Annotated in this window: 25 protein-coding genes; 7 read left to right on the top strand and 18 right to left on the bottom strand. The window is 62.9% G+C overall.

What is annotated here, in order from left to right; all coding sequences use genetic code 11:
- Positions 1–8: 8 nt before the first annotated feature.
- The 9 genes from IGS55_RS11805 to IGS55_RS11765 form a co-directional block, all read right to left on the bottom strand.
- A complete protein-coding gene (locus tag IGS55_RS11805; RefSeq protein ID WP_230518119.1) occupies positions 9–617 on the bottom strand; it encodes a TadE/TadG family type IV pilus assembly protein in 609 nt (202 codons plus the stop codon).
- The gene (locus IGS55_RS11800; protein WP_128140989.1) at positions 607–1,089 is read right to left on the bottom strand and encodes a TadE/TadG family type IV pilus assembly protein; all 483 of its coding nucleotides are present in this window, start codon (positions 1,087–1,089) and stop codon (positions 607–609) included. Before IGS55_RS11800 ends, IGS55_RS11805 begins: the two co-directional genes overlap by 11 nt.
- A complete protein-coding gene (locus tag IGS55_RS11795) occupies positions 1,086–2,513 on the bottom strand; it encodes a pilus assembly protein TadG-related protein (RefSeq protein WP_230518118.1) in 1,428 nt (475 codons plus the stop codon). Before IGS55_RS11795 ends, IGS55_RS11800 begins: the two co-directional genes overlap by 4 nt.
- Entirely contained in the window at positions 2,503–2,805 is a 303-nt protein-coding gene (locus IGS55_RS11790) for a hypothetical protein (RefSeq protein ID WP_230518117.1), read from the bottom strand. Before IGS55_RS11790 ends, IGS55_RS11795 begins: the two co-directional genes overlap by 11 nt.
- Before the next feature lie 16 nt (positions 2,806–2,821).
- The gene (locus tag IGS55_RS11785; protein WP_230518116.1) at positions 2,822–4,252 is read right to left on the bottom strand and encodes a type II and III secretion system protein family protein; all 1,431 of its coding nucleotides are present in this window, start codon (positions 4,250–4,252) and stop codon (positions 2,822–2,824) included.
- A gap of 39 nt (positions 4,253–4,291) precedes the next feature.
- The gene (gene cpaB / locus IGS55_RS11780) at positions 4,292–5,155 is read right to left on the bottom strand and encodes a Flp pilus assembly protein CpaB (RefSeq protein ID WP_230518115.1); all 864 of its coding nucleotides are present in this window, start codon (positions 5,153–5,155) and stop codon (positions 4,292–4,294) included.
- Positions 5,152–6,525 (bottom strand): ATP-binding protein, encoded by a 1,374-nt coding sequence (locus IGS55_RS11775; RefSeq protein WP_230518114.1) that lies wholly within the window; start codon positions 6,523–6,525, stop codon positions 5,152–5,154. The genes cpaB and IGS55_RS11775 overlap by 4 nt, the downstream gene beginning before the upstream one ends.
- Before the next feature lie 93 nt (positions 6,526–6,618).
- Entirely contained in the window at positions 6,619–7,152 is a 534-nt protein-coding gene (locus IGS55_RS11770) for an A24 family peptidase (RefSeq protein ID WP_128140983.1), read from the bottom strand.
- A gap of 53 nt (positions 7,153–7,205) precedes the next feature.
- Positions 7,206–7,388 (bottom strand): Flp family type IVb pilin, encoded by a 183-nt coding sequence (locus IGS55_RS11765; protein WP_034752975.1) that lies wholly within the window; start codon positions 7,386–7,388, stop codon positions 7,206–7,208.
- A gap of 481 nt (positions 7,389–7,869) precedes the next feature.
- On the opposite strand from IGS55_RS11765, the gene IGS55_RS11760 reads away from it, so the two are divergent.
- Positions 7,870–8,916: a GGDEF domain-containing protein gene (locus tag IGS55_RS11760; RefSeq protein ID WP_230518113.1), complete on the top strand. Its 1,047-nt coding sequence runs from the start codon at positions 7,870–7,872 to the stop codon at positions 8,914–8,916.
- A 121-nt stretch (positions 8,917–9,037) separates the two neighbouring features.
- Here the strand turns inward: IGS55_RS11760 and IGS55_RS11755 are convergent, their stop codons facing one another.
- Positions 9,038–10,264, bottom strand: a complete 1,227-nt coding sequence (locus tag IGS55_RS11755) for an HD-GYP domain-containing protein (RefSeq protein WP_230518112.1) — start codon at positions 10,262–10,264, stop codon at positions 9,038–9,040.
- A gap of 137 nt (positions 10,265–10,401) precedes the next feature.
- Here IGS55_RS11755 and IGS55_RS11750 point away from each other — a divergent pair, with 137 nt between their 5' ends.
- The 3 genes from IGS55_RS11750 to IGS55_RS11740 all read left to right on the top strand — a co-directional run bounded on the left by IGS55_RS11750 (position 10,402) and on the right by IGS55_RS11740 (position 16,128).
- Complete coding sequence (locus IGS55_RS11750; protein ID WP_230518111.1) at positions 10,402–11,331, top strand: LysR substrate-binding domain-containing protein; 930 nt, start codon at positions 10,402–10,404, stop codon at positions 11,329–11,331.
- A gap of 216 nt (positions 11,332–11,547) precedes the next feature.
- Positions 11,548–12,201 carry a hypothetical protein gene (locus IGS55_RS11745; protein ID WP_230518110.1) on the top strand — a complete coding sequence of 218 codons (654 nt, stop codon included), beginning with the start codon at positions 11,548–11,550 and terminating at the stop codon, positions 12,199–12,201.
- 330 nt (positions 12,202–12,531) lie between these two features.
- Positions 12,532–16,128 (top strand): indolepyruvate ferredoxin oxidoreductase family protein, encoded by a 3,597-nt coding sequence (locus IGS55_RS11740; protein WP_230518109.1) that lies wholly within the window; start codon positions 12,532–12,534, stop codon positions 16,126–16,128.
- Between the two features lie 650 nt (positions 16,129–16,778).
- On the opposite strand, the gene IGS55_RS11735 is transcribed toward IGS55_RS11740, so the two are convergent.
- Positions 16,779–17,789, bottom strand: coding sequence for a substrate-binding domain-containing protein (locus IGS55_RS11735; protein WP_230518108.1), 1,011 nt, complete (start codon positions 17,787–17,789; stop codon positions 16,779–16,781).
- A gap of 444 nt (positions 17,790–18,233) precedes the next feature.
- Here IGS55_RS11735 and IGS55_RS11730 point away from each other — a divergent pair, with 444 nt between their 5' ends.
- Positions 18,234–18,566, top strand: a complete 333-nt coding sequence (locus tag IGS55_RS11730) for a hypothetical protein (protein ID WP_230518107.1) — start codon at positions 18,234–18,236, stop codon at positions 18,564–18,566.
- A 1-nt stretch (position 18,567) separates the two neighbouring features.
- Here IGS55_RS11730 and IGS55_RS11725 read toward each other — a convergent pair whose 3' ends face one another.
- Positions 18,568–19,611, bottom strand: coding sequence for an MBL fold metallo-hydrolase (locus tag IGS55_RS11725; RefSeq protein WP_230518106.1), 1,044 nt, complete (start codon positions 19,609–19,611; stop codon positions 18,568–18,570).
- 169 nt (positions 19,612–19,780) lie between these two features.
- On the opposite strand from IGS55_RS11725, the gene IGS55_RS11720 reads away from it, so the two are divergent.
- Complete coding sequence (locus tag IGS55_RS11720) at positions 19,781–20,404, top strand: TetR/AcrR family transcriptional regulator (protein WP_230518105.1); 624 nt, start codon at positions 19,781–19,783, stop codon at positions 20,402–20,404.
- Here the strand turns inward: IGS55_RS11720 and IGS55_RS11715 are convergent.
- Complete coding sequence (locus tag IGS55_RS11715) at positions 20,377–21,474, bottom strand: WD40/YVTN/BNR-like repeat-containing protein (protein ID WP_230518104.1); 1,098 nt, start codon at positions 21,472–21,474, stop codon at positions 20,377–20,379. The two genes, IGS55_RS11720 and IGS55_RS11715, sit on opposite strands and share 28 nt — an antisense overlap.
- Before the next feature lie 2 nt (positions 21,475–21,476).
- Entirely contained in the window at positions 21,477–21,746 is a 270-nt protein-coding gene (locus tag IGS55_RS11710) for a MoaD/ThiS family protein (protein WP_230518103.1), read from the bottom strand.
- Between the two features lie 92 nt (positions 21,747–21,838).
- On the opposite strand from IGS55_RS11710, the gene IGS55_RS11705 reads away from it, so the two are divergent.
- Positions 21,839–22,150: a hypothetical protein gene (locus IGS55_RS11705; protein WP_230518102.1), complete on the top strand. Its 312-nt coding sequence runs from the start codon at positions 21,839–21,841 to the stop codon at positions 22,148–22,150.
- A gap of 1 nt (position 22,151) precedes the next feature.
- On the opposite strand, the gene IGS55_RS11700 is transcribed toward IGS55_RS11705, so the two are convergent.
- The 4 genes from IGS55_RS11700 to IGS55_RS11685 all read right to left on the bottom strand — a co-directional run bounded on the left by IGS55_RS11700 (position 22,152) and on the right by IGS55_RS11685 (position 25,724).
- Positions 22,152–22,460: a 2Fe-2S iron-sulfur cluster-binding protein gene (locus IGS55_RS11700; protein WP_230518101.1), complete on the bottom strand. Its 309-nt coding sequence runs from the start codon at positions 22,458–22,460 to the stop codon at positions 22,152–22,154.
- Between the two features lie 9 nt (positions 22,461–22,469).
- Positions 22,470–23,621: a Gfo/Idh/MocA family protein gene (locus tag IGS55_RS11695; protein ID WP_230518100.1), complete on the bottom strand. Its 1,152-nt coding sequence runs from the start codon at positions 23,619–23,621 to the stop codon at positions 22,470–22,472.
- A gap of 9 nt (positions 23,622–23,630) precedes the next feature.
- On the bottom strand, positions 23,631–24,695 hold the full coding sequence (locus IGS55_RS11690) for a sugar phosphate isomerase/epimerase family protein (RefSeq protein ID WP_230518099.1): 1,065 nt from the start codon (positions 24,693–24,695) through the stop codon (positions 23,631–23,633).
- Between the two features lie 93 nt (positions 24,696–24,788).
- Positions 24,789–25,724, bottom strand: a complete 936-nt coding sequence (locus IGS55_RS11685; RefSeq protein WP_442908160.1) for a substrate-binding domain-containing protein — start codon at positions 25,722–25,724, stop codon at positions 24,789–24,791.
- Positions 25,725–25,758: the final 34 nt, after the last annotated feature.

Raw genomic sequence — 25,758 nt, 5'->3', positions numbered from 1 at the left:
AGTGGCGCTCAAGGACAAAAACCGGGATTGTCCGGATAGCCCAGCGACTCGGCCACCGCCATGGTGGCGCCGTTGGGCAGGCGCACGGCGCCTGCGCCGGAGGGAAACATCACGTTCAGCAGCGGCAGGATGGGCCGGTACGGCACGCTCTCGCAGCGCCCGCCGTCGCCAGGCACGCACAGGCGCGCGCGCACGAAACGGATGCAGCTGGCGCCATGCGGATCGTCCAGGCAATTGATGCGGTTGCGTTGCGGGCAGCCGGGCATCACCGTCACCGGCACGGCCGCCAGCGCGGCGCCGCCGCTCGACTGCGACAGATAATCGATGCGCACATACGCGTCGCTGATGCCGCCGCCCAGCGGCAGCACACCCGGCGCGGCGCGCAGCACGGCGTGCGTGCGCACGGCCTGCAGCGCACTTGCATTGCTGAAATCGGTGACGGCGGCGCCGCGCGCGGCACGCCGGGTAATCTCATGCACCATATTCCATAGATACACGGCGCGCGCCACTTCCAGCATGGCGAACAGGAAGAGCAGGAACAACAGCGCCAGCATGGCGAACTCGACGGCAAAAACACCGCCCTGGCGCAGCCGGCGGGGAGGCGGGTTAATTGACATAGCGTAATGTCGCGTTGGCGCGCAGCGGGATCGGCGCCAGTTGCGGCAGCCACTTGCGCGTCAGCTCGGGCAAGATATCGACGGGCATATCCACGGACAACTTGATGCGCACCTGCAGCGGCGGCGTCGCATAAGTGCCGCAGCTGTAGGAATCGTCGGCATAGACACAGTCCACGCTGACCCTGACGGCCTCCATGGTGGGCCAGCTTTCCGCCATCGCCTCGGTCACCATCTGCCGTGAAAATGCGACCGCCTGGGTCGCCGTGCCGATACCGGCCATCTGCGACAGCGGCATGGTTGCCATGTAGCGCGCCGCATCGTGCGTGCTTTTTTGCAGGGCCGTGTACACCAGCAGCGCGCGGCCGAACAGCAGCACGAAGGGCAGCAACGCCATGAAAAACAGCAAGATCAGCGCCAGCTCGATGGCGGCGACACCATCCTGGCGGCGTGGCGCGCGGCAGCGCGGCCTCATTGCAGCAACTCCGCAGGGCCCACCAGCGTGCCCTCGGCCACCAAGCCGTCAAACTCGGCGCTCAACACGCCATTGCTGGCAGGCGCCGTCATGAAGAAGCGGCCGATGCCCCGCACCTGCGCCAGCACGTCGCTGCCGGCCGGCAGCGGACAGGCCAGCAGGGCAATATGCAGCAGGCGCCGCTGCGCCACGCCCGTATTGCCGGTCGGCGCCGTCTGGTACGCCAGCGTCTGGTACGGCGGCGTGGCGGGATAGCCGGACTTGGCGGCCGGCGCGGCAGGGCTAGCCGGATACAGCTTGGCCCAGTCGCTGGTGGCAAACGGCAGGTAGCCGCCGGCCGGCTTCACACTGCTGTACTTGACCGCCTTGGCAAACGACCACAGCGGCCCGTAACTGCCAACGGCGGGCGGCGTCGCATTCGATTCCGGATCGGCCACGGACAGCAGCGGATTGCCGGTGCTCAGGGCGCTCGGTGCGTCGGGCGTGTTCGTCATCCACCAGTTCGCGGCCGTATTCGGATAAGCGCGGATATTCGTGTCGGGCGGTGCCGTGACGGGATGACAGCCACTGCCCGCGTGCAGATTGAAGCGCGCGTTGAAGGCCGGCCACAAGGTGGCGGGAAACGGCCGGTGCACGTGCACTTGCGCGCCGCCGATGCGCGGGTACAGCACCGTGCCGCTGCACACGAACGGCAACACGCTGGTCTCGCCAATCTGCAGCGACGCGCCCACCACACCCGGCTGGCCCAGCGGATTGAGCACGAAATGTTCGGCCGCCGGGCCGTGCGGATTGAGTTTCAACAGGTTATATGCCACGCCACGGCGAAAACCATATTCCAGCAGCTCGACGGCCGGCAGCAGCGCCGCATTCGTGCGCGCACTGGCCGCGCTGGCCGACAGCGCGCAGACGGCCAGCGGCGTCAGGTTCAAACTGGTACGCCCCGCCACGGCGCGCGCGCCCGTGTCCAGCGTGCGCAGCGCAGGCGACCAGGCGCCCAGGAACGCCGTCGCCACCCGCCCCAGCGACGGGTCATTGGCCTGCGTATCGACACGCACGAACAGCGCCGTGGCCGCATCGGGCACGGCGCCCGCCGCATGCCATTCGCTGGCGGGCGCATCGGGCGCGCTGGCGAAGCGGATGCTGGCGTCCGACAGGATCGCGCCCTGCATGCGGCGCCGCCACGCGCTCTTGTCGGCCGCGCTGCTCTTGGCCTGCGTCACGGCAGCAAGCAAGCCTTCGGGCGTGCCCACCAGTTCGGCGGCCGCCGCCAGCGCCGCGTTGTCGGCCAGGTTCTGCAATTCCGTCTTGCGGCCGATGACCTGGCCCACGTCGAGCGCCAGGCCGATAAAACCCAGCACCAGGATGAGCAGGATGGAAAAGGCGATCAGCATCGCCCCGCGCTGGCGCCGGCGTCTATTTGCCATTGCCGCCTCCCAGCATGAACTGCACCGGCTGCGGCGCCTGGCCGTTCGGTTCGACGAACGAAGCGCGGTAGCGCTGCATGACGGCGTGCGCGCTGGGGCCGTCCAGCCCGTCGGCAGGCTGGCGATTGCCCGCGCTGGCCGGATAACGAACCTGCTGCGCCATGGAAAAGCGCACGGCATTGCCGAAACGCGGGTCCAGCTGCGGCGTGCTGCTGTGCGCGCAGGCGGCCAGCTGCATGACCAGGGTCAAGGCGGCCAGGCGCCGCAGCGGTGTCAGGAACGAGTTCGGCATGGCGTATCTCCCCGTCTCATTTCAACTCGAAGCCGTTGGCCGCGCGCGGTGGCGGCACGGACGGCGGCGCCAGCGGCAAGGTACCTTCCATCTTGCCGCGCAACATCAAGTCCGTGCGCGAAGGCGGCGCCAGCTGCGCCGTCGGCAGCACGGCATCGACCGGCAAGGGTTTGACCAGGTGCGCGGTAATAACGAACAGCAATTCCGTGCGGTCATGCTGGAAGTCCGTGCTGCGAAACAGCGCGCCGAGGATGGGCAGCTCGCTGAGCCACGGCACGCCCGTGATGTTGCTCACCTGGTTGTTTTTGATCAGGCCGCCGATGGCGTAGCTCTGGCCGTCGTACAGCTGCACGGTGGTCGAGGCGCGCCGCGTGGTGATCACGGGCAAAATAGAGCGTCCGCTGACGCCGGCGGCGGAAATACCCACGCCTTCGCGCGACAGTTCCGACACTTCCGGCGCCACCTTCAAATTGATGCGCCCGCCCGACAGCACGGTGGGCGTGAAACGCAGGCCGACGCCATATTCGCGCTCTTCCAAGGTGATCTTGTTGTTGTCCTGGCCAACGGGAATGAAGATCTTGCCGCCGGCCAGAAAACTGCCCTCCTGCCCGCTGATCGCCATCACGGTCGGCTCGGCCAGGATGCGCACCAGGCCATCCTGTTTCTGCGCCTCGATGGTCAGCTGCTGGCCATTCGACTTGCGCACGTCGAGCAAGCCATTGGCCGTGCCGCTCAAGAAATTCGACAGCAAGGTGGTGGCCCAGCTGCCGGACGCGAAGCGCAAGGTGGCACCCACTTCCAGGCGTTCCAGCAGCGACTTCGACACTTCGGCGATCTGCACGGCCAGCATCACCTGCTGCGGCGCGCTGACGTCGAGCATATTGATGATGCGGCTGTTCGCGCTGCCGGCGGACGCCGTGGCGGCCGCCGGCATGGCGGCGCCGTCGGCAGGCTTGGGCAAGGCCAGCGGCACGGTAGCGCGGCGCACATACGCGTGCGCCAGCTCGGTGACGCGCAGCACGGCGCCCGCGTCCTGCACCGTGCCCGACAGCACCAGGGTGTCGGCCACGGCCGTGACGCGGATGGCTTTTTCTTCCGGCATCAGGGCCGCCAGAGTCGTTTGCAAGCCGGACGGGTCCATGCTGACGCTGACGTTCACCACGCTGCACACGCCGCTCCTGCCCTGGATGATCATATTCGTGCTGCCCACGTCAACGCCGACGACATATAAAGTGTCGGGCGCGACCAGCATGGCTTGCAGCATGGCAGGATTGCCGACGCTGCGGGCCAGCACGGCCTCGGGCAGGCGCAGCATGCTCGACTTGCCCACCTGCAGCTGCAAGTTGCCCGGTGTCGCCGCTTCGCCACCGCAGCGGGGGCCAGGATCGGCTGCCGCGCCGGCAAGCGGCAACAGCAGGCAGCACAGTGTCAGCAGGGCGCGGTTCATGAGCGTGTCCATGGTTGAGCAAGGCAAAGGCTAAAAAGGCTAAAAACATTCGCGCGACTGGCGCGTCCCATCGATGACGGTGCTGCACTGGCGCTGTGGTTCCGGCGGCGCCTTCGCCACGCGCACCGGACGCGGCGCCGCGGCGACGACGGGCACGACGGTGGCAGGCGCAGAAGCAGGCTCGGCTTCGTGCGGTCCGCCCAGCAAGGTCAGCTTGGTGGCACCCGCCGTCACGCCCGGCTGCGGATCGACCTGGTTGCGCAGCACCAGCGACAGGCTGCCCACGCTGCGCGCCAGGTCCAGGTTTTCCGCCTGTTCCGGCGTCACTTCCAGAGTCACGGCATTGACCACGCGCGGCTTGGTCTCGTCGCGTCCCACTTCCTGCGCCACGGCCAGCACGAGAATGCGTTCGAGCACGATCTTGGAAATGTTGCGGCTTTGCGGAAACGCGCGGTCGCCGGCATCCTGCTGGGTACTGACGATGATGTCGACATAGTTGCCCGGCAAGGCGAAGCCGGCCACGCCGATCACGTCGTTGACGCGCACAGTGATGGCGCGCCGCCCTTCCGTGATCAGGGCCGACAGGCCGCCCAGGGTGCCGACGGGGGCCAGCTTGGCCTCGCTCAGCGGCTCGCCGCGCAGCACGCTCGTTTTCAGCACCCGTCCGGCCAGTTTTGCCGGGTCTTGCAGCGCGCCTTGCGGCAAGCTTTCCGCCGGCCATTCGGCCAGGCGCAGCATCTCGGGTGTCAGGCGCTGGCCCAGATTGACATCGCTGGAGGCGACGACGATCTTGCCCTTGCCGGCCGGCGTCTGGCGCAGCAGCCAGTGCGAGGCCAGCAGCACGGCCAGCAGACCCAGCACCACAGCCAGGGCCATCATCAAGAGGGCGCGCCGGTTTTTCATGCGATACGCTCGCACAGGCTGGCGGCCGGCACGTCGCAGCTGGCAAACAGGCTGCTCCAGGCCTGCTCCAGCGCGGTCACCGTCAGGCGCGCGTCGCAGCCGGCAAAGCCGGCGAAGTCGCCTATGCGCGCCAGCAATTCCTGCGGATAGCTGGCCAGCAAGGGCCGTCCCTGCGCGCCATGCAGCTGCAGCAGATGGTTCAGGACCAGTTCGTCGATTGTCATGCCGGCCAGCCGGCATTGCTGGCGGAACAGGGCGCGATAGGCGTTCTCGGCCAGCGGCCCCACCTGCACCTTGTAGCCGATGCGGCGCAGCAAGGCGGCGTCAAACAGCTCGCCCGGCGGCACATTCGTGGCCAGCACGAGGGCATTGTCGAACGGCACGCTGATCTGCACGCCGCCGGGCAAAGCCAGCTGATCGCTGCCGCGCGCCAGCGGCTGCATCAGCCGCGTCAGCAGTTCTTGCGCACCCAGGCGCTGGCGGCCCAGGTCGTCGATGATCAGCATGCCGTTATTCGCCCGCACATGGGGCGGCGCCTGGTAGCAGCCGCCGCTGGGGTCATGGCGCAGCTCCAGCATGCCGGCGTCGAGCTCGGCGCCCACGTGGATCACGGGACGCTGGCACAGCACCCAGCGGATATCCGTGCTGCGCCGCTCCAGCGCCTGGCGCGCATGGCTGACGTACTGCGGCGCGGGCGGCAGGTGCTGGGCCGGATCGTACAACTGGATGATGTCCTGGCCGACGACGATGGCGTAGGGCACGGCGACGAGACCGTGCAGCAATTGACCCAGCTGCAGCGCCAGGGTCGACTTGCCGCTGCCGGGCGGACCGTACAGCAGCAGCGAGCGTCCCGAATGCAGGGCCGCGCCGACCACGTCGAGCATGCCCGGCCCCGCATGGGCGCCACCGAGCACGGCGGCCAGGTCATCGCTGCCGACGCGCTGTTCCTGTGCCAGCCACGACTGGCGCGCCACCATGGCGCGGTATGCTTCCAGCGTGACGGGCGCGGCGCCGATATACGCGCAGCGTTCGAGGAAGGCGCTGGCGCGCTGCTTGCCGGCGCTCGTCAGCTGGTACTGCACGTCGATATCGGATTCGCCGCGCCAGGCCACTTCGGCCATCTGCTCCGTCACCATGAAATCGAGCACTTCGCGCAAGACATTGATCGACAGGCGCAAGCGCGTCGTCAGCGCCGACAGGTGCGTCTTGCCGCCCACAAACATCAGCTTGGCGATCAGTTCGACGACGAGCGGTCGCTCGAGTCCCGTTTCACGCAAGCTCTTCGGCTGCGGCGGCAAGGGCGGCATCAGGTTCGCGTCGGCAGGGCGCGGAACGCTGTCGGTGCTCATGGAATAATCGACCTCGGTCATGCTGCGTCTCCAAGCCGGTTAGGACTGCATTGAACAGAATTCATTCTAGCGAGCGAGAACTGGCGTCCATTGATTCAGAGCAATGAATACCAATCAGAAATAATTCCGCCCCTGCACCACCAGGCAGCCCAGGGCGACGGCCAGTCCGTATGGCATGTTGCCCACGCTGGCGCCGCTGCCCAGCGCGCTTGGCGCCAGCGGAATACCGGCCATGCGCGCGATCATCGGCCACATCAGCTGGCGCAAATTGCCGAGGCAAACGCGCCACTTGCCCTGCCAGGTGATCATCAGCACGGCCATCACGCCGCCCAGGACAAATGTGGCAAAACAGATCTGCAGCACGGGCCAGGGACCGACAAAGGCGCCCACCATGGCGATCAGCTTGACGTCGCCGGCGGCCATGCCGCGCAGCACATATAAAGGCAGGAACAGGAAGAAGCCCGTCGCCATGCCGCCCAGCACCAGTTGCGGCACGCGGTGCGGCCACAGCCACAAATGCAGCGCCAGCGCGGCGAGCATGCCGGCCAGCACCAGCCAATTCGGAATCTTGCGTTGGATCAAATCACTGACGGCGGCCCCCGTCACGAAGCTCAGCAACAGCAGGTCGCACAAGGCAGTTGCAGGCATGGCACACCTCCCGAAAAAAACCCGCCACTGGCCGGCCAGCGGCGGGCACCCGCTTAGGGTGTCAACACCAGGTTCGACGAAATGTCGGTGAGGACGGCCAGCAAGTTGGTCTTGATCAGCAAGAAACCGGCCGTGATGGCGGTAGCCATCAACGCCGCGATCAGGCCGTATTCGATTGCCGTAATGCCATCCTCATCCTTGACAAACTGCTGTACTGCCGACAGGAAGGTATGCATGACAAGCTCCCAAAAGTGAATCACAAGTCCCTGGCGCAATCGGGTGTGAAACATTGCCCTTTCCTGCTAATATGTTTCCTGCCGTAAATTTCTGCGCCATTGCATTGACTATAAAGCGTCCATGTTTTGGCAAATTGACGCGCCACAAGTTTCCACATGGAAATTATCAAACTCTGGTGAAATGGCGGCTGGCGCAAACAAATGTTGCGATCCGGATTGAAAGCCTTCGTCAGGGCAAGTTTTTTGCAATGTAGTGCATCAATCTCATGTATTTACATGAAATATTGCATACGTTAATTGCCTATTAGGCAAAAAGACATTATCCTGCTTAGCTCTTCTTTGGAAAGGCCTCTCGCCCGGCGGTACAGAGCGTCATGCCACCAAATAAATCTTGGCTTCTTGTAGACGGACGCGAACATGCTCTTGCTTGATGCAATGCTGTTATGACGACACTTGTGTGACCACTTTCCAGAGATCGACAATGGATTCCCTACTGAAACACATGGTGGACATGACCGGGCACCGCGACCACACGATGCTCGACATCTCCGTGATCTCGGCGGTCCAGGAACTCGCTGCCGCGTCGCAGACCCGTGTGTTGGCGCTGACCACCGTGCGTGGCCAGGTGTTCGTGCGGTCGCGGGCCATCATCGTGGCGGGCAGCGTGGCCCGCATGGAAGAGCATAACGACCCGACCCTGCCAGGCGAACCGCTGTCCGACTACCCGGCCCTGGCCGCCTGCATCAAGCGCCATGAAGCGAGTGCCGACACCCTGTGCGCCGATGGCCGCCATCTGCTGTGGCTGCCCATCTGGATCGGCGACCAGGTCACCACCTGCCTGGAAATCACCAATCCCACGCCGTACACGGGCGCCACCATCCAGGTGATCGGCGGCATCGTCAGCGTGTATCGCAATTTCCAGAACCTGCTCGACTACAGCGAACGCGATTCGCTCACCGGCTTGCTGAACCGCAAGACCTTTGACGACCAGCTGGCGAAAATCCTGCACAGCCGCGGCGAACCGGAAACGGAAAAGCCGCGTCCCGCCGATGAAGAACGGCGCCACCATACGGACACGGAACGGCAATGGCTGGCCGTGATCGACGTCGATCATTTCAAACTGGTCAACGATAAATTTGGCCACCTGTATGGCGATGAAGTGCTGATCCTGATCGCCAACCAGCTGCAATCGTCGTTCCGCTCGCAAGACCGCATCTTCCGCTTCGGCGGCGAGGAATTCGTCGTGCTGCTGCGCTCGATCACCCTGGAAAATGCACAGAAAATCATCGACCGCTTCCGCACCAATGTCGAAGCGCACGACTTCCCGCAAGTGGGCAGAGTGACCGTCAGCGTGGGCTTCGTCAGCATCAACGCCTACGAGGCGCCCGTCATCATCCTCGGCCGCGCCGACCAGGCCTTGTATTACGCCAAGAGCCATGGCCGCAACCTGGCGTGCCACTACGATGAACTGGTAGCGAAAGGTTTGTTAACGACCATTGCCTCGAACGATACGGCGGAATTCTTCTGATCACCTGAGAAAACGTCCATGACAGCGTTGCCGGCGCCCGCCGTACTAATCGTACTGTCTTCGCGCCGGCGCCTTGCCCTGAACGTTTTTCAGGCGCTCTTTTTCAAAGAGCACATACCGTTCATGCATCCGCCAGCGATAAAAAACGCATGGGATCGACCTGCCACTTGGCGGCCGACTCATGGCCGACGATCTTGTCGGCGCCGCCAAAGCCGAAGCCGCGCGATAAATCGACCGTTTCCGGCTTGATGTAGGTCTTGCTCTTCGTACTGAAAAACACATTGACCTTCGGCGCCAGCAGATTGCTTTCGTGCGCCTCGATAACGACGGCCAGGCGGCCCGACTCCAGCATCACCATGGTGCCTACCGGATAGATACCCACGCAGCGCATGAAATCCTGCGCGAACACGGGATTGAAGTGGAATTTGCTCCACTCATAAATCTTGCGCAAGGCTTCGGCGGCGGGAATACCCTTGTGGTAGCTGCGGTCCGACGTCAGCGCGTCATACACATCGACGATGGCGGCCATCTGCGCCAGCTCGCTGATGGCGTCGCCGGCCAGTTGGTCCGGGTAGCCGCTGCCGTCGCGCCGTTCGTGGTGGTGCAGGGTGATGTCGAGAGGAATGGCCCCCACCTCGGGCGACTGGCGCAGGATGTCGTAGCCGTCGCGCGCGTGGCGCTTGATCTGGATAAACTCTTCCGGGCTCAGAGGACCCGGCTTGTTCAACACGCTATCGGGCACCAGCGCCTTGCCCGTGTCGTGCAGCAAGCCGCCGAGACCGGCCTGGTGCGTGGTGGCCGCATCGATGCCGCGCGAACGGCAAAACGCCACCAGCAGCGCGCACACGCTGACGGAATGCAAAAAGGTGTAGTCATCCTTGGTCTTGATGCGCAACAAGCCGACGAGGGCGCCGGGATTGCGCAGGATCGATTCGGTAATATCCTGCACCGTGTGCTGCACGCGGTCGATCTCGACAGCCTTGCCCAGGCGCACGTCGGCCATCACCGTGCGCACCAGGCTTGTCGCCTGCCGCCGTACCTGGGTGGCGCGCGCCAGCTCCATGCCCAGCGATACGCGCGTGACCACCTGCGGCGCCGCAGCGATCTGCACCAGTTCGCGCTCGGTGGCTGCCTGCGCCTGCGCTACCGTGGGCGCATCCTGCACATCGAGGCCCTTGCCGCTGTCGATCACCACGTCGTGGATGCCGGCCTGCATGATCTTGCGGATTTCATCGTCGCTGCGCAACAGGAAACGGTTGCGCACGAATGGATGCGTCATCCAGTCACAGCTGAGGTCATGAATGTACATGCCCACTTTTAATTGAGACGAATCAACTTTCTTGAGCATGCTGTCATCCCACAAATACGCGGCTGGAGCACCGAAGGCGCTAGAATGAGTATAACAAAATTGTTATTCTGCTGGCCGCGTTCGGCGCCGCGGCGCAATATGCTGCTTTTCCGACCACCGCACCGCTTTTGGGACCCATGGAACTGCGCCAATTACGCTACTTTGTTGCCATCGTCGACCACGGCTCGCTGTCGCGCGCGGCCCTGATCCTGCACGTGGCGCAGCCGGCCCTGACGCAGCAGCTGCGCCAGCTGGAAGAGGAATTGGGCGTGCAGCTGCTGCACCGCTCGGCCCAGGGCGTGCTCAGCACGGACGCGGGCAAGGTGTTTTACGAACATGCACAAGCGATCCTGAAACAGGTGGCCGACGCCCGCTCGGCCGTCACGCAAAGCGCCACGCGGCCATCCGGCAACGTCACCCTGGGCTTGCCGCACAGCATATCGGGCGCGCTGGCCCTGCCCCTGCTGCTGGCCGCGCGCGAACGCTATCCCGAAATCACCCTGCAGCTGACGGAAGAAATCACGGGCAACCTCAATGAACAGCTCAAATCGGGCCGCATCAACCTGGCCGTGCTGTTCGACGATGGCCAGCTGACCCCGTTTGCCTGCTGCCCCCTGGTGGAGGAAGAGATGCGTTTCATCTGCCGCAGCGATTCGCCGTTCGCGCCCCCGGGCTCGGCGCTGTCGTTCCCGCAGGCATTGAGCGCCACTCTGATCCTGCCGGGCCTGCAGCATGGCGTGCGCCCGCGCATCGACAGCCGCGCCCGCGAACTGGGCCTCGAGACGGCGAACGTGATCGAGATCAACTCGATCGCCATCCTGAAATCGGCCATCCTGGCCGGCATGGGCGCCACCATCCTGCCCGCCGCGCCCCTGCTGGCCGAGCTCGACAGCGGCGCCATGCGCAGCTACGCCATCCACAGCCCCGTCCTGTCGCGCACGGTGGCCCTGTGCGCCTCAAAAAACATTCCCCTGACGAATGCCGGCAACGCCGTGAAAAACCTCGTGCTGCAAGTGGCCGCCGAGCTGTGCGGCAGCGGGCGCTGGGTGGGGGCGCACGTGCTGTAGCGTGAATTATTTTCCCAATAATAATTTCTCAAAAGAAATAAAATGATGGTCTTATTCATTTCACCATCGTCATCATGTTCTTGCTTACCACTTCCTTGCGCCGTCTGGCGGCAAGCGCCGCCCTGCTGCTGCTAATGCAGGGCGCCCAAGCCGCCCGCCCTCAATCCGAATTTCCCTTGCCAGGGACTGCCTGCCAGCACGACGGGGCGGCGCTACGTGGCGTTGATCGACTGGAAATATGCCGATACCACGCCAGGAAAATGTAATAGCTATGGCTGCCATTCCTCCCTCATCATGCTCATTGAAGCGGTGGTATATGACCGAGTGGCGGGTAAAACCATCTGGCATTCCAGAGAGACGACGCGTGCCACCATGAAGGACCTTCATTACGATGCAAAAGAGGCCAGATCCATGGGGCCACTTAACGTCTCTATTGCGCTGAATGGGATCATGGGGCACAAAGCCCAGCACGAAGCAGAGGAACAAGGCATGCGCCGCACGACCGCCCTGGAGCCGTCAAATGTGCCTGGGCAAGCGGGCACGGTACTCAACAGAAAAGCCAATCTGATCCTCTTTAACCGCATGCCGCAAGAAACGGTAGATAGCGAGAAATTCGAAGATGGCAGCACCTTCTACACTATCGAGACCAGCCATCTGCAGGGCAGCGCGAAAAAAAACCTCTACTATCATAATTCCAGGACACATGTGGCGCTGGAGCTGGCACCGGGCACATACGAGCTCGCCTTCTACAAAAAGCGCACGACCGTCAATATCAAGGAAAATGGTCCTCCCGTATACCTGAGCTTTGATACAGGTTTCATGAGTAGTCTCAGCGTCAATGAGCTTAGCCCCCAAAAGCCCTGGAACTGACGCAAGACTCGCTCAATGCCCTGCTGCCCGAGTTGACGCCCGTCGCCTATCCCTTGCGCGCGCGCAAGCTGCAATGGACGCAGCCCTAAGCGTGCACGGCAGACACGGCCGTCTTGCGGCGCAAGGCTGGCCATCATTTTTTCTTATACCCCCATCGTCAAAGCGTATTTGCCCCTTCCTCACGCTCGTTCTACACTGACCACATTAACTATTTTAAATTTAAACTAGTTATGTGCCGCCCACACGCGGCCATCCCGTCTGCACAGCGCGCGCCTTACCGGGCGCGTCCCTGGTACAGCCGATATCTGAAACACCCTTTTGGAGACAGCCATGTCCGTGACCACGGAAAACGGCTCCGCAGCGTTCGCTAGAAACGCCGGTGCCGCGCCATCTACACCTCTTGAACCTTCCCGTTTGACCACCGTCAGCCTCGACGACAAATACACGGCCACTTCCGGCGCCATCTTCCTGTCCGGCATCCAGGCCCTCGTGCGCCTGCCCATGATGCAGCGCCTGCGCGACCAGGCTGCCGGCCTGAACACGGCCGGTTTCATCTCCGGCTACCGCGGTTCGCCCCTGGGCGGCCTCGACGAGAACCTGTGGAAAGCCAAGAAACAGCTGGAAGCGCACCACGTGCAGTTCGTGCCCGGCGTCAACGAAGACCTGGCCGCGACAGCCGTCTGGGGCTCGCAGCAGGTCGACCTGATCGGGCCGGCCAAGTACGACGGCGTGTTCGCCATGTGGTACGGCAAGGGCCCGGGCGTGGACCGCTGCGGCGATGTCTTCAAGCACATGAACCATGCGGGAACGGCGAAACTGGGCGGCGTGCTGCTGGTGGCCGGCGACGACCATGGCGCCTATTCGTCGACCCTGCCGCACCAGTCCGACCACCTGTTTTCCGCCTCGATGATCCCCGTCCTGTATCCATGCAATGTGCAGGAATACCTGGACCTCGGCATCCACGGCTGGGCCATGTCGCGCTTTTCCGGCTGCACGGTGGCTTTCAAGGCGCTGGCCGACACGGTCGAATCGTCGGCTTCCATCGACGCCGATCCTTTCCGCGTGGAAGTGAAAATTCCACAGGATTTCCACATGCCCGAGGGCGGCCTGAACGCACGCTTGTCGAGCATCCCGCTGGGCCAGCAGGCGCGCAACCAGGAAGCGCTGATGCAGGATTACAAGATCTATGCGGCCCTCGCTTACGCGCGCGAAAACAAGCTCAACCACACCACCATCGACAGCCCGAACGCCAAGCTGGGCATCATCGCTTCCGGCAAATCCTACCTGGACGTACTGGAAGCGCTGGAAGAGCTGGGCATTGACGAACAGATGGCGGCCGACGTGGGCATGCGGCTGTTCAAAGTCGCCATGCCGTGGCCGCTGGAACCGGACAGCGTGCGCGAATTCGCGCAAGGCCTCGATGAAATTCTCGTCGTCGAAGAAAAACGGCAGATCGTCGAATACCAATTAAAAGAGCAGCTGTACAACTGGCGCGACGACGTGCGCCCTCGCGTGATCGGCAAGTTCGACGAAAAAGGCGAATGGGTGGCGCCGCGCGGCGAATGGCTGCTGACCTCGAAGGCGGATTTTTCCGTCTCGCAAGTGGCGCGTGTCATCGCCAGCCGCATCGCGCGCCTGATTTCCGACCCCGTCACCTGCGACCTGATCAAGGCGCGGTTGAGCTTCCTCGACGCCAAGGATGCGGTATTAAAGAAAGCCGTAAACACGCCGTTCCGCCCCGCGTTCTACTGCTCCGGTTGCCCGCACAATACCTCGACCAAGGTGCCGGACGGCAGCCTGGCCCTGGCCGGCATCGGCTGCCACGTGATGGCCACCTCGATCTACCCGGAAATGAACAAGCTGACCACGCACATGGGCGGCGAAGGCGCGCCGTGGATCGGCCAGGCCGCGTTCTCGGAATTGCCGCACGTGTTCCAGAACCTCGGCGACGGCACCTACTTTCACTCCGGCTACCTGGCCATCCGCGCCGCGCAGGCGGCCAAGGTCAACATCACCTACAAGATTCTCTACAACGACGCCGTCGCCATGACGGGCGGCCAGCCCGTGGACGGCTTGATTACCGTACCGATGATGGCGCAGCAGGTGGCGGCCGAAGGCATCGCCCGCATCGCGCTGGTCACGGAAGACCTGAGCCGCTACAGCGACCGCAGCAACCTGCCCGCCCACCTGACCTTGCACGACCGCAAGGACATGGATGCCGTGCAGCGCGAATTGCGTGAAGTCCAAGGCGTATCCGTGCTGATCTACGACCAGACCTGCGCGGCCGAGAAACGCCGGCGCCGCAAGAAAGGCGAGTATCCCGATTTGCCCAAGCGCATGGTCATCAACGACGCCGTCTGCGAAGGCTGCGGCGACTGCGGCGTGCAGTCGAACTGCGTGTCGATCTTGCCGAAAGAGACGGAATTTGGCCGCAAGCGCACCATCGACCAATCCTCGTGCAACAAGGATTACTCGTGCGCCAAGGGTTTCTGCCCCAGCTTCGTCACTGTCGAGGGCGGCAGCCTGAAGAAGACCAAGACGGGCGCGGGCAAAGCGGGCGAGACGGACAACTTCGGCCCCCTGCCGGAACCCGTCCTGCCCGGTTGCGACGCGCCGTACAACATCCTGATCAATGGCATCGGCGGCACGGGTGTCATCACCGTCGGCGCCCTGATGGGTATGGCGGCGCACCTGGAAGGCAAGGGCGCGTCCGTGCTGGACATGACGGGCATGTCGCAAAAGAACGGTTCCGTCACCTCGCACGTGAAAATTGCAAAATCCCCCGCGCACATCCGCGCCCAGCGCATCGCCACGGGCGAAGCGGACCTGATCCTGGGCTGCGACATGCTGACGGCCGGCGCGCAGGATGCCGTATCGAAAATGCGTCCGGGCCGCAGCCTGGCCGTCGTCAACCTGCATGAGCAGCCGCCGGGCACGTTTGCGCAAAATGCGGACTGGCAATATCCGACGGCGGAAGTGCGCCAGCTGATCGAAGAATCCGTCGGTGGCGCCGACGCGGCCGACTTCATCGACGCGACAAAACTGGCCACCGCGCTGATGGGCGACTCGATCGCCGCCAACCTGTTCATGCTCGGCTACGCCTGGCAAAAGGGCCGCATCCCGCTGACGGAAGCGGCCTTGCTGCGCGCCATTGAACTCAATGGCGTGGGCATCGAATCGAACAAGAAAAGTTTCCTGTGGGGCCGCCGTGCCGCCGTCGACGTGCGCCGTGTAACGCAAATCGCCACGCCGTCGCAAGCGATCATCGTGCAGATGCCGCAAAGCCTCGACAGCGTCATCAAGAAGCGCGTGGAATTCCTCACGGCCTACCAGAACGCCGCGTATGCGAATGGTTATGCGACCTTGGTGAAGCAGGTGCGCGACCGCGAAAATACCCTGGGACTGGGACAGAAATTGTCGACCGCCGTGGCGAAAAGCTATTTCAAATTGCTGGCCTACAAGGATGAATACGAAGTGGCGCGCCTGTACACGGATGGCCGTTTCGTGGAGCAATTGCAACAGCAGTTCGAAGGAAATTTTTCCGTCAAATTCAACCTGGCGCCGCCGCTGTTCGCGAAAAAAGATGCGAAAGGGCATCTGGTGAAAGCGGAGTTCGGTTCCTGGATGTGGCGCGCTTTCAAGCTGCTGGCCAAAGCCAAGGGCTTGCGCGGCGGCACTTTCGACCTCTTCGGTTACACGGCCGAGCGCAAGATGGAACGCGCGCTGATCGTCGAATACCGCGAACTGCTGGCCGGCCTGCTGGTCAACCTGACGGCGGAGAACCTTGGTACCTGCGTGGAACTGGCCTCCCTGCCCGAGAAAATCCGCGGCTTCGGCCACGTCAAGGAAGCGGCAGTCGCCACGTATCGCCAGGACAAGGCGAGGTTGCTGGCCGTGCTGGCTGATGGAAGCAAGCACGCGGCATAATATTTCAAGGTAATTCAGTAATACAACGCTGTCAGGCAGCTTGCCTGGCAGCGTTTAATTCACTATCCTGATTCTGCCATTTATTTCACTCGCTTTATCACACCAGAAAAACGACATACGCAAAATAACCATATAAATCAGCCATTTACAATCACATGGCAAAACATTGGGTCGTGTTGATCGTGGCCTAGCATAAGCTGTCCAACAAAAATTCATTAGTCCCGAAGGTTTGTGCTGGCACCAAAAATATCAAAACTACGGTTTTATACTAGGGTACAAGTCGTAGCATGCGCTCATACCATAATTGTTAGTGTGGTCAAGCAAACATTCCTCTGCACTTTTATAGCCAAAGAATTTTGGATACAGAAACGGGCTAACGAAAAACCCGAATATAAACGTCACGAGTAAAACAACTGCAACCTTGCGCTTACCTAGACCTTGCTTGCGGTTCGACTCAATTTGCTGCCTATAAATTTCTTTACAAGCACCTCTCTCTTGTTGGAACAATTTGTCTAACTCTTGCGCAAGTTCACGGCCCGTCATTTCGCCATTGTCGTAGAGCGTAAGAAGCTTTTCTTTCTCTGATGCTATGCTCAGAACGGTGGGATTCTTATCTATGCCAGCTCTCCTTCAGACGAATTATCCAATTTTTATTCCGTGCAGCGCCCCACAGTCGCCCCCGGCAACAGCACCGGTTGCCAGATTTCCTGCAGCCGCTCCGGCGGCGTGCCGGCCAGCAGCGATTCCAGCATTTCGACCATCTTCGCGCCGGCGCGGCGCAGGTCGGGCTGGTCGATGGTGGTGACGTTGATGCCGATCAAGGTGTCTTCCACATTGCCCCAGACGATGACGGAGATTTCCCTGCCGATCTCGATGCCCGCATCCATCAGCGCGCGCACCACGCCCACGCCGGACAAGTGGTTGTCGACGATGACGGCCGTGGGACGCGGCGAGCAGGCCAGCAATTGCTGCATGGCCTGGTAGCCGCTGCGGCGATCAAAAGTATTGTCGAGCAGACAGGCGGGATCGACCGGCAAGCCCGCTTGCGCCATGCAGCGGATAAAGCTTTCCTTGCGCTCATACGCAAAATGCAGATCCAGCGGCGCGCTCAGCAAGGCGATGCGCTGATGACCGTGCGCCGCCAGGAAAGACACGGCCAGGTCGATGCCCGTGTCGTTGTCGTAGTCAAAATAGGCGTACGGCGCGTCGATGCGCGTGCGGCCATTCGCGACAAAGGGAAAGCCGACTTTCGTCAGGTAGGCGATGCGTTCGTCGACCACCTTGGTGCGGCCCACCACCAGGCCATCAACCTGGCGCCCGCGCACCATGTTTTCATACGAGGGCTGTTCGTTCTGCGGCGACACGGGGGCGATGATCAAACTCATCTTCGACGCTTCGACGGCGTCGGACATGCCATTGACCACGGAAAGAAAGACGCTGTCGCCCAGGTCGCTGGGCAGCAGCGGGTAGATCATGCCGAGCACATTCGTGCGGCCGACGGCCAGGCTGCGCGCAAGCGGGTTGGGCCGGTAGCCGACTTTCTTGGCGGCGGCCAGGACGATTTCACGGGTGCGGGAATTGACTTCCGGATAGCCGTTCAACGCCCTGCTGACTGTCGTTTTTGACATGCCGAGGGCAATTGCGAGGCTCTTGAGATTCATGTTAACTACCTGTCTGTATGGCAAAAGAAACCAACTCTGACCGTCCATTATAGCCCAGAGCGCCAAACAGGCCGCGCATTAGCGGGCGCAGACATGGTATAAAAACAACAATACATTGACTATCTAAAAAGCAACGTTTTAAATGTGATCACTTGTGCCCCTCTACGGCACGGCATCGCCGATGGCAGAGAAACAATGCTCGGAGGCGACAGCATGTACTCACTTCAACAATCACTTGCTCACCTTTGGCATGCCGCTTCGGCAACACAGGGCCCGCGCGATAGCATTATCAAGAAAACATATTTACTGGAACTGTGCGAGAATTTGTCCTACTCTTGATTCAGGTAAAGGTTACTGCCAGGCATGTTGCGCTTGGTGCAGCACATCTTCCTGGACTCCCCTCTTTTCTGTACACGCTTGGGCATACTTTCAAAGGTGAACAATGTGGTATCGCTAACGTCCGTCAACAACTTGCAAGCCTCGCTGGTCACGGCGCAGCGCAGGGTCGAACAAGGCCAGAACCAGGTGCAGCGCGACAGCGAACAGCTGGCGCAAAGCCGCCAGTTGCTGGCGCGGGAACAGGAATCGCTGAGCCAGACCCAACGCAGCAGCCAGCAAGCGCAGGCCGATGCCCCGGCCGCCATCAAGACGCCGCAGCTGGACCAGGCGATCAAGGTGGCCGTGCCGCAACAAGCGGCCCCGGCCGCACCGAAAAGCACGCCCCAGCTGAACGGCTATGGCCAGCCCCTCGGCCGCCTGATCGACGTGACGGCGTAAATTACTGGCCCATCTCCTCCTCCAGCATCGCCAGCCACCACTTTTCGCCTTTTTTCGGCTGCGCCAGCTCGACCGCTTCGCCCATCTGCGGCGTGGCCAGGTTCACGCCCAGCTTGGCCGCCAACCCCGTGATGCGGTCGAACGGTTCATGCCAGGCGTGCAGCCCCAGGTCAAACGTGCCGTTGTGCACGGGCATGAGCCACTTGCCGCGCAAGTCCTGGTGCGCTTGCAAGGTCTGTTCCGGCTGCATGTGCACGTCCGGCCACAGCTTGTCGTAGGCGCCCGTCTCGATCATGGTCACGTCGAACGGGCCGTACTTGTCGCCGATCTGCTTGAAACCACCGAAATAGCCGGAGTCGCCGCTGAAAAACACGCGCACGTCCGGAGCGTCGATGACCCACGAGGCCCACAGGGTTTGATTGCTGTCAAACAGGCCGCGCCCCGAGAAATGCTGTGATGGCGTGGCGACGAGTTTCACCCCGGCAATCGTCGTGCCTTGCCACCAGTCGAACTGCTGCACCTTGTCCTTCGGTACGCCCCATTCGACGAGGGTATCGCCCACGCCCAGCGGCGCAACAAAATGTTCGGTCTTGGCCGCCAGTTGCAGCACGGCGGCATAGTCGAGGTGGTCGTAATGGTTATGCGACAGGATGATGGCCTTGATCGGCGGCAAGTCGGCGATGCTGATGGGAGGCTGGTGGAAACGTTTCGGTCCTGCCCACTGCACCGGCGAAGCGCGCTCGGAAAACACGGGGTCGGTGAGGAAGAATTCATTATTCAGTTTCAGCAGCAGGGTCGAATGGCCGAGGCGAAACAGGCTGTTGTCGGGCGCGGCCAGCAGCTGCGCCCGGGTCAAGGTTTGCACGGGAACGGCCGCGGCCGGCACCGTGCTATCCGGTTTATCAAAGACAAACGTCCACAGCAGCTTGAGCGTCGCTGCCGTGCCCAGCTTGTACATTTCCACGGGATTGCGGAACTTGCCTTCGTGGCGTTGTGGGGATTCAGCGGGCGCGGCAGGCGCGGCGCGCAAGGTGCAAGAACTCATGATGATCAGGACTCCCAGAAAGAAGAGACGACGTGCGGCTCGGTGCAAGTGCATATGTGGCCCGGCAAGGAATTAACAAGGATTAAATTACACTACACAGTGTAGTTCCTATTTATGGCAAAGTAAACCAGGAGGTGTAAAATATTGTTTTCAAAGGAGATTTTCAGCCATGGCCGCACCGCAACGCCTCACCGACCGCAAGCGCGTCGCCATCGTCGATGCCGCCATCGCCGAGTTCCGCGACCACGGTTTTGATGCGACCAGCATGGACAGGATCGCTGCCACGGCCGCCGTTTCCAAGCGCACCGTGTACAACCATTTCCCCAGCAAAGACGAGTTGTTCGCGGAAATCCTGCGGCGCATGTGGGAAAGCAGCGTGGCCCAGCCCGCCGTGCCCTATGTTGCCGACCAGCCGCTGCGCCCGCAGGTGCTGGCCCTGGTCGAGCAGAAAATGGAATTGCTGTGCGATCCGGCCTTCATTGACCTGGCGCGCGTGATCTTTGGCGAAACCGTCCACTCGCCCGAGCGCGCGCAAGCCATGGTGGCGCGCCTGAATGAGAAGGAAACGGGCCTGAATATCTGGATCCGCGCGGCGCAGCAAGACGGGCGCATCAAGGCGGGCGAGACCCTGGAAGTGGCGCACCTGCTGATGTCGCCGTTAAAAACCTTTGCCTTCTGGCCGCAGATCACCATGGGTGAGCCCCTGCTGGGCCCGGCACGCCGGCGCGAAGTGACGGAACTGGCCGTCGATATCTTCCTGTGCTATTACGGCGTGGCGAAACAGACGGCATAAACGGGCGGCAAGTGGGCAGACAGCGTCTGCCAGTGTTCGCCCTCATCGCCGGAATACCAGGCGCCGCCCGTCGTCGACGCCATCAATAAACTGCGCCCGTCGTCGGCCAGCGCCAGCCCGTGGCGATAGATGAGGTCGTAGCAATGCCGCTGCGGCAAGCCCGCGCGCAACACTTCGAAAGTTTTTCCGCCATCGCGCGTGCGCGTGACGGCCAGCGCGCCATCGATGGGAATGCGCAGCACGTCCGCCTGCGCCGGCACGAACCAGGCCGTGCCGCCATCGCGCGGATGCACGGCCACGGCAAAGCCGAAATGCGACAGCGGCGCCGTCGTCACTTCCTGCCAGTGCCAGCCAGCATCGTCCGAACGCCAGATGCCGTTATGGTGCTGGCACCACAGCGCGTCCGGCGTACCGGCGCTGCGCACGATGCGGTGCGGGTCCTGCACGGCTTCGTTTTCATCGAGCTCGGGCGGCATGTAGTCGGCGCGCATGCCCGTCGCGCTCAGGGCCCAGCTGGCGCCGCCATCGAGCGTTTGCCACACGCCGCCGCAGGACACGCCAACCAGTACTTTGTTGCTGTCGCGCGGGTCGACGCAGATGCTGTGGATGCCGGGCACGTCATAGCCGCCGCCAAACCACTGCGCCCGCTGCGGCACGTTCCACAACGACTCCACCAGCTGCCAGCTCTCGCCGCGGTCGCTTGAGCGGAACAGGCCGCCAGGCAGGGTGCCCGCCCACAGCACGCCGGGCTGGTCCGGGCCGCCGGCCGCCAGCGACCAGATTTGCCGCAAGGTCCAGTCCACGGTATCGGTGCTGTCCTCCGGCTTGGCGGGATAGGCGGGCACGGCGACTTCCTGCCACGCGCTGGCGCCCGCGTCGAGGCGGTGCAGCTTGGCGCCGAAGTGGCCCAGGTTCAGGGCAGCGTACACAGCACCGTCGCGGCCATCGTGCAGCAGCATGGAGACAGGATCGCCGGCAAACTGCACCAGCGCCAGCTGCCAGGCGCCGGCCGCATCGACATCGAACTGGAACAGCCCCTTGCGGGTGCCGAGATACGCGCGTTGAGCCATACTTAACCTCCGGAAAGTGCTTGCAAGATATAGACCTGGCTGTCGGGCAGCAAGACGTCGTCGAGCACGCACCGCTCGCGGCAGCGCACGCCGTCGATGAAGATCGCCACGTTCGGGCGCAACGCGCCCTGCTCGTCGAGCACATAACCGCGCAGGCGCGGCTGCTGCACAAACGCGGCATCGAGGGCGGCGCGCAGGCGTGGTGCATCGACGTCCACCGTGGGGACGTCCAGAAAGCGTGCCAGTTGTTGCGTAAAATGCAGATGCGCCATGCTGCCCTTCGACGTCGTCGGCCTCGACTCATTCTAGTCCGCTTTGCGGCCAATACAATTAAAATAGCGGCAAGCACACAAGGAGGCCAGGCATGACGATTACCCCGGAAGAACTAGCGGTGCTGATGCAGGAAGTGGAGGTGGCCGATCCCATCGATTTTGCCGACCTGCCCTTCAACGAGCAGGAATTGCGCGGACTGATCGCCAACCACCTGTGCGAGATGGCCGACGCCATGGAAAGTTTCAGCCCGGAAGACCGCAACCTGGCCCTGCTGGCCGTGGCGGCCAAGCTGGTGCTGGAAAACCTCGTCTTGCACGTGCAGCTGCTGCGCCGCCACGGCTTGCCCGTGAGCGACAGCGTGGATGCGCTGCTGCAGCGCCTCAAGGGCGACAAGCCGTCGTGAATTAATTGCCCGTGCGCACGGCCCGCGCCTGCACCGTGAGATCGCTTTCCGCCACGGCCACGCAGGGCAGGATATAACCGTCGAGCCGTTCATCGGGGCTGATGCCGGGCCAGTCCACCGTATAGCGTACCTTGCCTTCGGGCATATGGCAGAGGCACGTGCGGCACGTACCGTTGCGGCAGGAACTGAGCAGGCGGATGCCGGCCAGCTCGGCGGCAGCCAGCACGGTGGTGCCGGCCTCTGCCGGGAATTGCCAGCCTTGCGGGACGATGGTGATGGTAAAGGTGGTGATGGTAAAGGGCGCGCTCATGCGCCCAGTTTAACAGTCCGCCAGCGCGGTCCAGCTGGCGCCCGCCGCATGGCTGCGCAGCACGGCCTCGGCAAAGGCCAGACCCGCCACGCCATCGGCCACCGTCGGCAGCCAGCTGGCTTCCCTGGGCACGGACAAGCCCGCTTGCAGGGCGCGGATGGCCAGGGCCGCATCCAGATACAGTTGGGCGAACGCTTCCAGATACCCCTCCGGATGGCCGGCCGGCACGCGCGTGGCGTGGCGCGCGGCGGCGCTGTCGACCCGCCCCGGACGCAGCAGCTGGCGGTTGCCGCCCTGCGGCGTGAACCATAACGCGTTCGGCTGTTCCTGGTCGAAGTCCAGCTGCGCCTTGCTGCCGAACAGGCGCAGACGCACCGTGTTTTCGCAACCGGTCGCCACCTGGCTGGCCCACAACGTACCCTTGGCCCCGTTGGCATAGCGCAGCATCACCTGCACGTGGTCGTCCAGCGTGCGGTTCGGTACAAACGTCGACAGTTCCGCCAGCACGGCCTGCGGCGTCAATCCGCTGACGAATTGCGCCAGGTGGTAGGCGTGCAGCCCCACATCGAGCAGGGTGCCGCCGGGTCCGGCTTTCTGCGGGTCGTTATGCCAGTTGCCCTCGTTCATGCCGCCCGCCGCAATCGCATCGGCCAGCCAATCCTGCGAATACTCGACTTGCACGAGGCGCAGTTCGCCGATATCGCCCGCCTCGACCATCGCTTTCGCATGGCGCAGCATCGGGTAGCCGCTGTAGGTATGCGTGAGCGCAAACAGCAGATTTTTCCGCTCTGCCAGCGCGGCCAGCGCCTGGCCCTCCGCCAGAGAGATGCCCAGCGGCTTGTCGCAAATCACGTGAATGCCCGCTTCCATGAACGCCGTGGCGACCGGTGCATGCAAATGGTTGGGCGTGACGATCGCCACGGCTTCGATACCGTCCGCCCTGGCGGCCTCCGCCTGCGCCATGGCGCGGTAATCGCTGTAGCAGCGATCCGGAGAAAGATGCAGCGCCGCGCCGCTGTCGCGCGCGCGGTCCGGATCGGACGACAGGGCGCCGGCCACCAGTTCGTACTGGTCGTCGATGCGCGCCGCGATGCGGTGCACGGCGCCGATGAATGCGCCCTGCCCGCCCCCTACCATGCCCAGCCGTAAGCGTCGCTGCATGTCAGTCTCCTAGTCCCTGGCCGGGCCTAGGCCAAGCAAATGGTTGATCTGATGTTGATCCACGGCGCTGCCGGCGAAATCGTCGAATGCGTGCTCGGCCACGTGGATGATGTGCTCGCGGATGAAACGCGCCCCTTCGGCCGCGCCATCCTCGGGATGTTTCAGGCAGCATTCCCATTCCAGCACGGCCCAGCCCGGGAAATCGTACTGCGCCATCTTCGAGAAAATCGCCTTGAAATCGATCTGCCCGTCGCCCAGCGAGCGGAAGCGCCCGGCCCGGTCTTGCCAGTCGCCATAGCCGCCATACACGCCCTGGCGTCCGTTCGGCCGGAATTCCGCATCTTTTACATGGAAGGCCTTGATGCGCGCATGATAAATGTCGATGAATGCCAGGTAATCGAGCTGCTGCAGCACGAAGTGACTGGGGTCGTACAAGATAGCCGCGCGCCGGTGGTCGTGGACGGCGGCCAGGAAACGCTCGAAGGTCACGCCGTCATGTAAATCCTCGCCCGGATGCAGTTCATAGCAGACGTCCACGCCGGCCGCGTCAAACGCATCGAGGATGGGCAGCCAACGCTTGGCCAGTTCCGCGAACGCCGTTTCCACCAGGCCGGCCGGGCGCTGCGGCCACGGATACAGATACGGCCAGGCCAGCGCGCCGGAAAACGTCACGTGCGCCGTCAGCCCCAGGCGCTGCGAGGCGGTGGCAGCCCACAGCAGTTGCTGCGTGGCCCAGGCCGTGCGCGCGGCAGGATTACCGCGTACTTGTTCTGGCGCAAAGCCGTCGAACAGGGCGTCGTAGGCCGGATGCACGGCGATCAGCTGGCCCTGCAAATGCGTCGACAGTTCCGTCACCTGCAAGCCGTGGCGCGCCAGCAAGGCGACCACGTCGTCGCAGTACTGCTGGCTGGCCGCCGCCTGCTCCAGGTCGAACAGGCGCGGTGCCGTGGGCAGCTGCAAGCCCTTGTAACCGAGGCCGGCCGCCCATTGCGCCAGGTGCTCGAGCGAGTCGAACGGCGGCTCGTCGCCGAGAAACTGGGCCAGGAAAATGGCCGGGCCCTGGATGGTTTTCATGTCAATGTCCTGTTGGAGAAAGCCGGGGTCAGACCCTCAATGCCGCTAACGCAAAGGTCATTGCTGGCGGGCGAGGGGGTCTGACCCCAGAATTTAAAAAGGCGAGTTCGGAAAGTAAAACTGCTTGGCGTTCTCGCGCGTGATCAGCACCGAGGGGATGATCGTATTGGCCGGCAATTTATCACCTTTCAGACGCGCTTCCGTCGTCAGCTTGATGGCGTCGTACATGAACTTCGGCGAATACGACACGTCGGCCACGATCAGCGGGTCGGAGCCGTCCATGATTTTTTTCACCGCGCCCTTCGCGCCCGCGCCGCCGAACACTTGCTTGATGTCCGTGCGCTTGGCTTGCGCGATGGCTTTTTGCACGCCGATGGCCATGTCGTCGTCCGCGGCCCAGACGGCGTCGATCTGCTTGAAGCGCGTCAGATAATCCTGCATGACCTTGAAGGCATCGTCGCGGTTCCAGTTGCCGTACTTGGCGTCGAGCACCTTGATGTCGGGATGGCCCTTCATCACGGCGGAAAACGCGTCATAGCGCTCGTTGTCGAGGGTGGTCGGCATGCCGCGCAGCACGACGATATTGCCCTTGCCATTCAAGCTTTTCGCCAGGTATTCGGCCGGCAGCTTGCCGAACGCCGTGTTGTCGCCGGCGATGTAGGCATCCTGCGACTGCGTGTTCGTCAAGCCACGGTCGACCACGGTGACGTAGACGCCCTTGTTTTTCACTTGCGCGACGGGCTGCGTCAGCGAGGCCGATTCGATGGGGAAGATTACCAGGGTGTTGATCTTGTTCACCGTCAACATATCCTGCAACTGGTTCGCCTGCTCGGGCGCCGTGGCGGCCGTCTTGACGATGATTTTCAGCCCCGGATGGGCCTTTTCCAGTTCCGCCTTGGCCTGGTTCGCCCACCAGACGATGCCCGACGTAAAGCTGTGCGTGGCCGTGGGGATGGCGACGCCGACCACCAGCTTTTCAGCGGCCTGCGCACTCGGCAGCGCCAACGCCTGCATCACCAGCACTGCCATCCCTGCTACCCGTATAAAGCTCTTCATGCTGCTC

The sequence above is a fragment of the Janthinobacterium sp. EB271-G4-3-2 genome (assembly GCF_020858035.1).
Classification (GTDB): Bacteria; Pseudomonadota; Gammaproteobacteria; order Burkholderiales; family Burkholderiaceae_D; genus Janthinobacterium; species Janthinobacterium aestuarii.
Note: the sequence above shows the minus strand (reverse complement) of the source record. Positions and strands in the feature narration are given on the sequence as shown.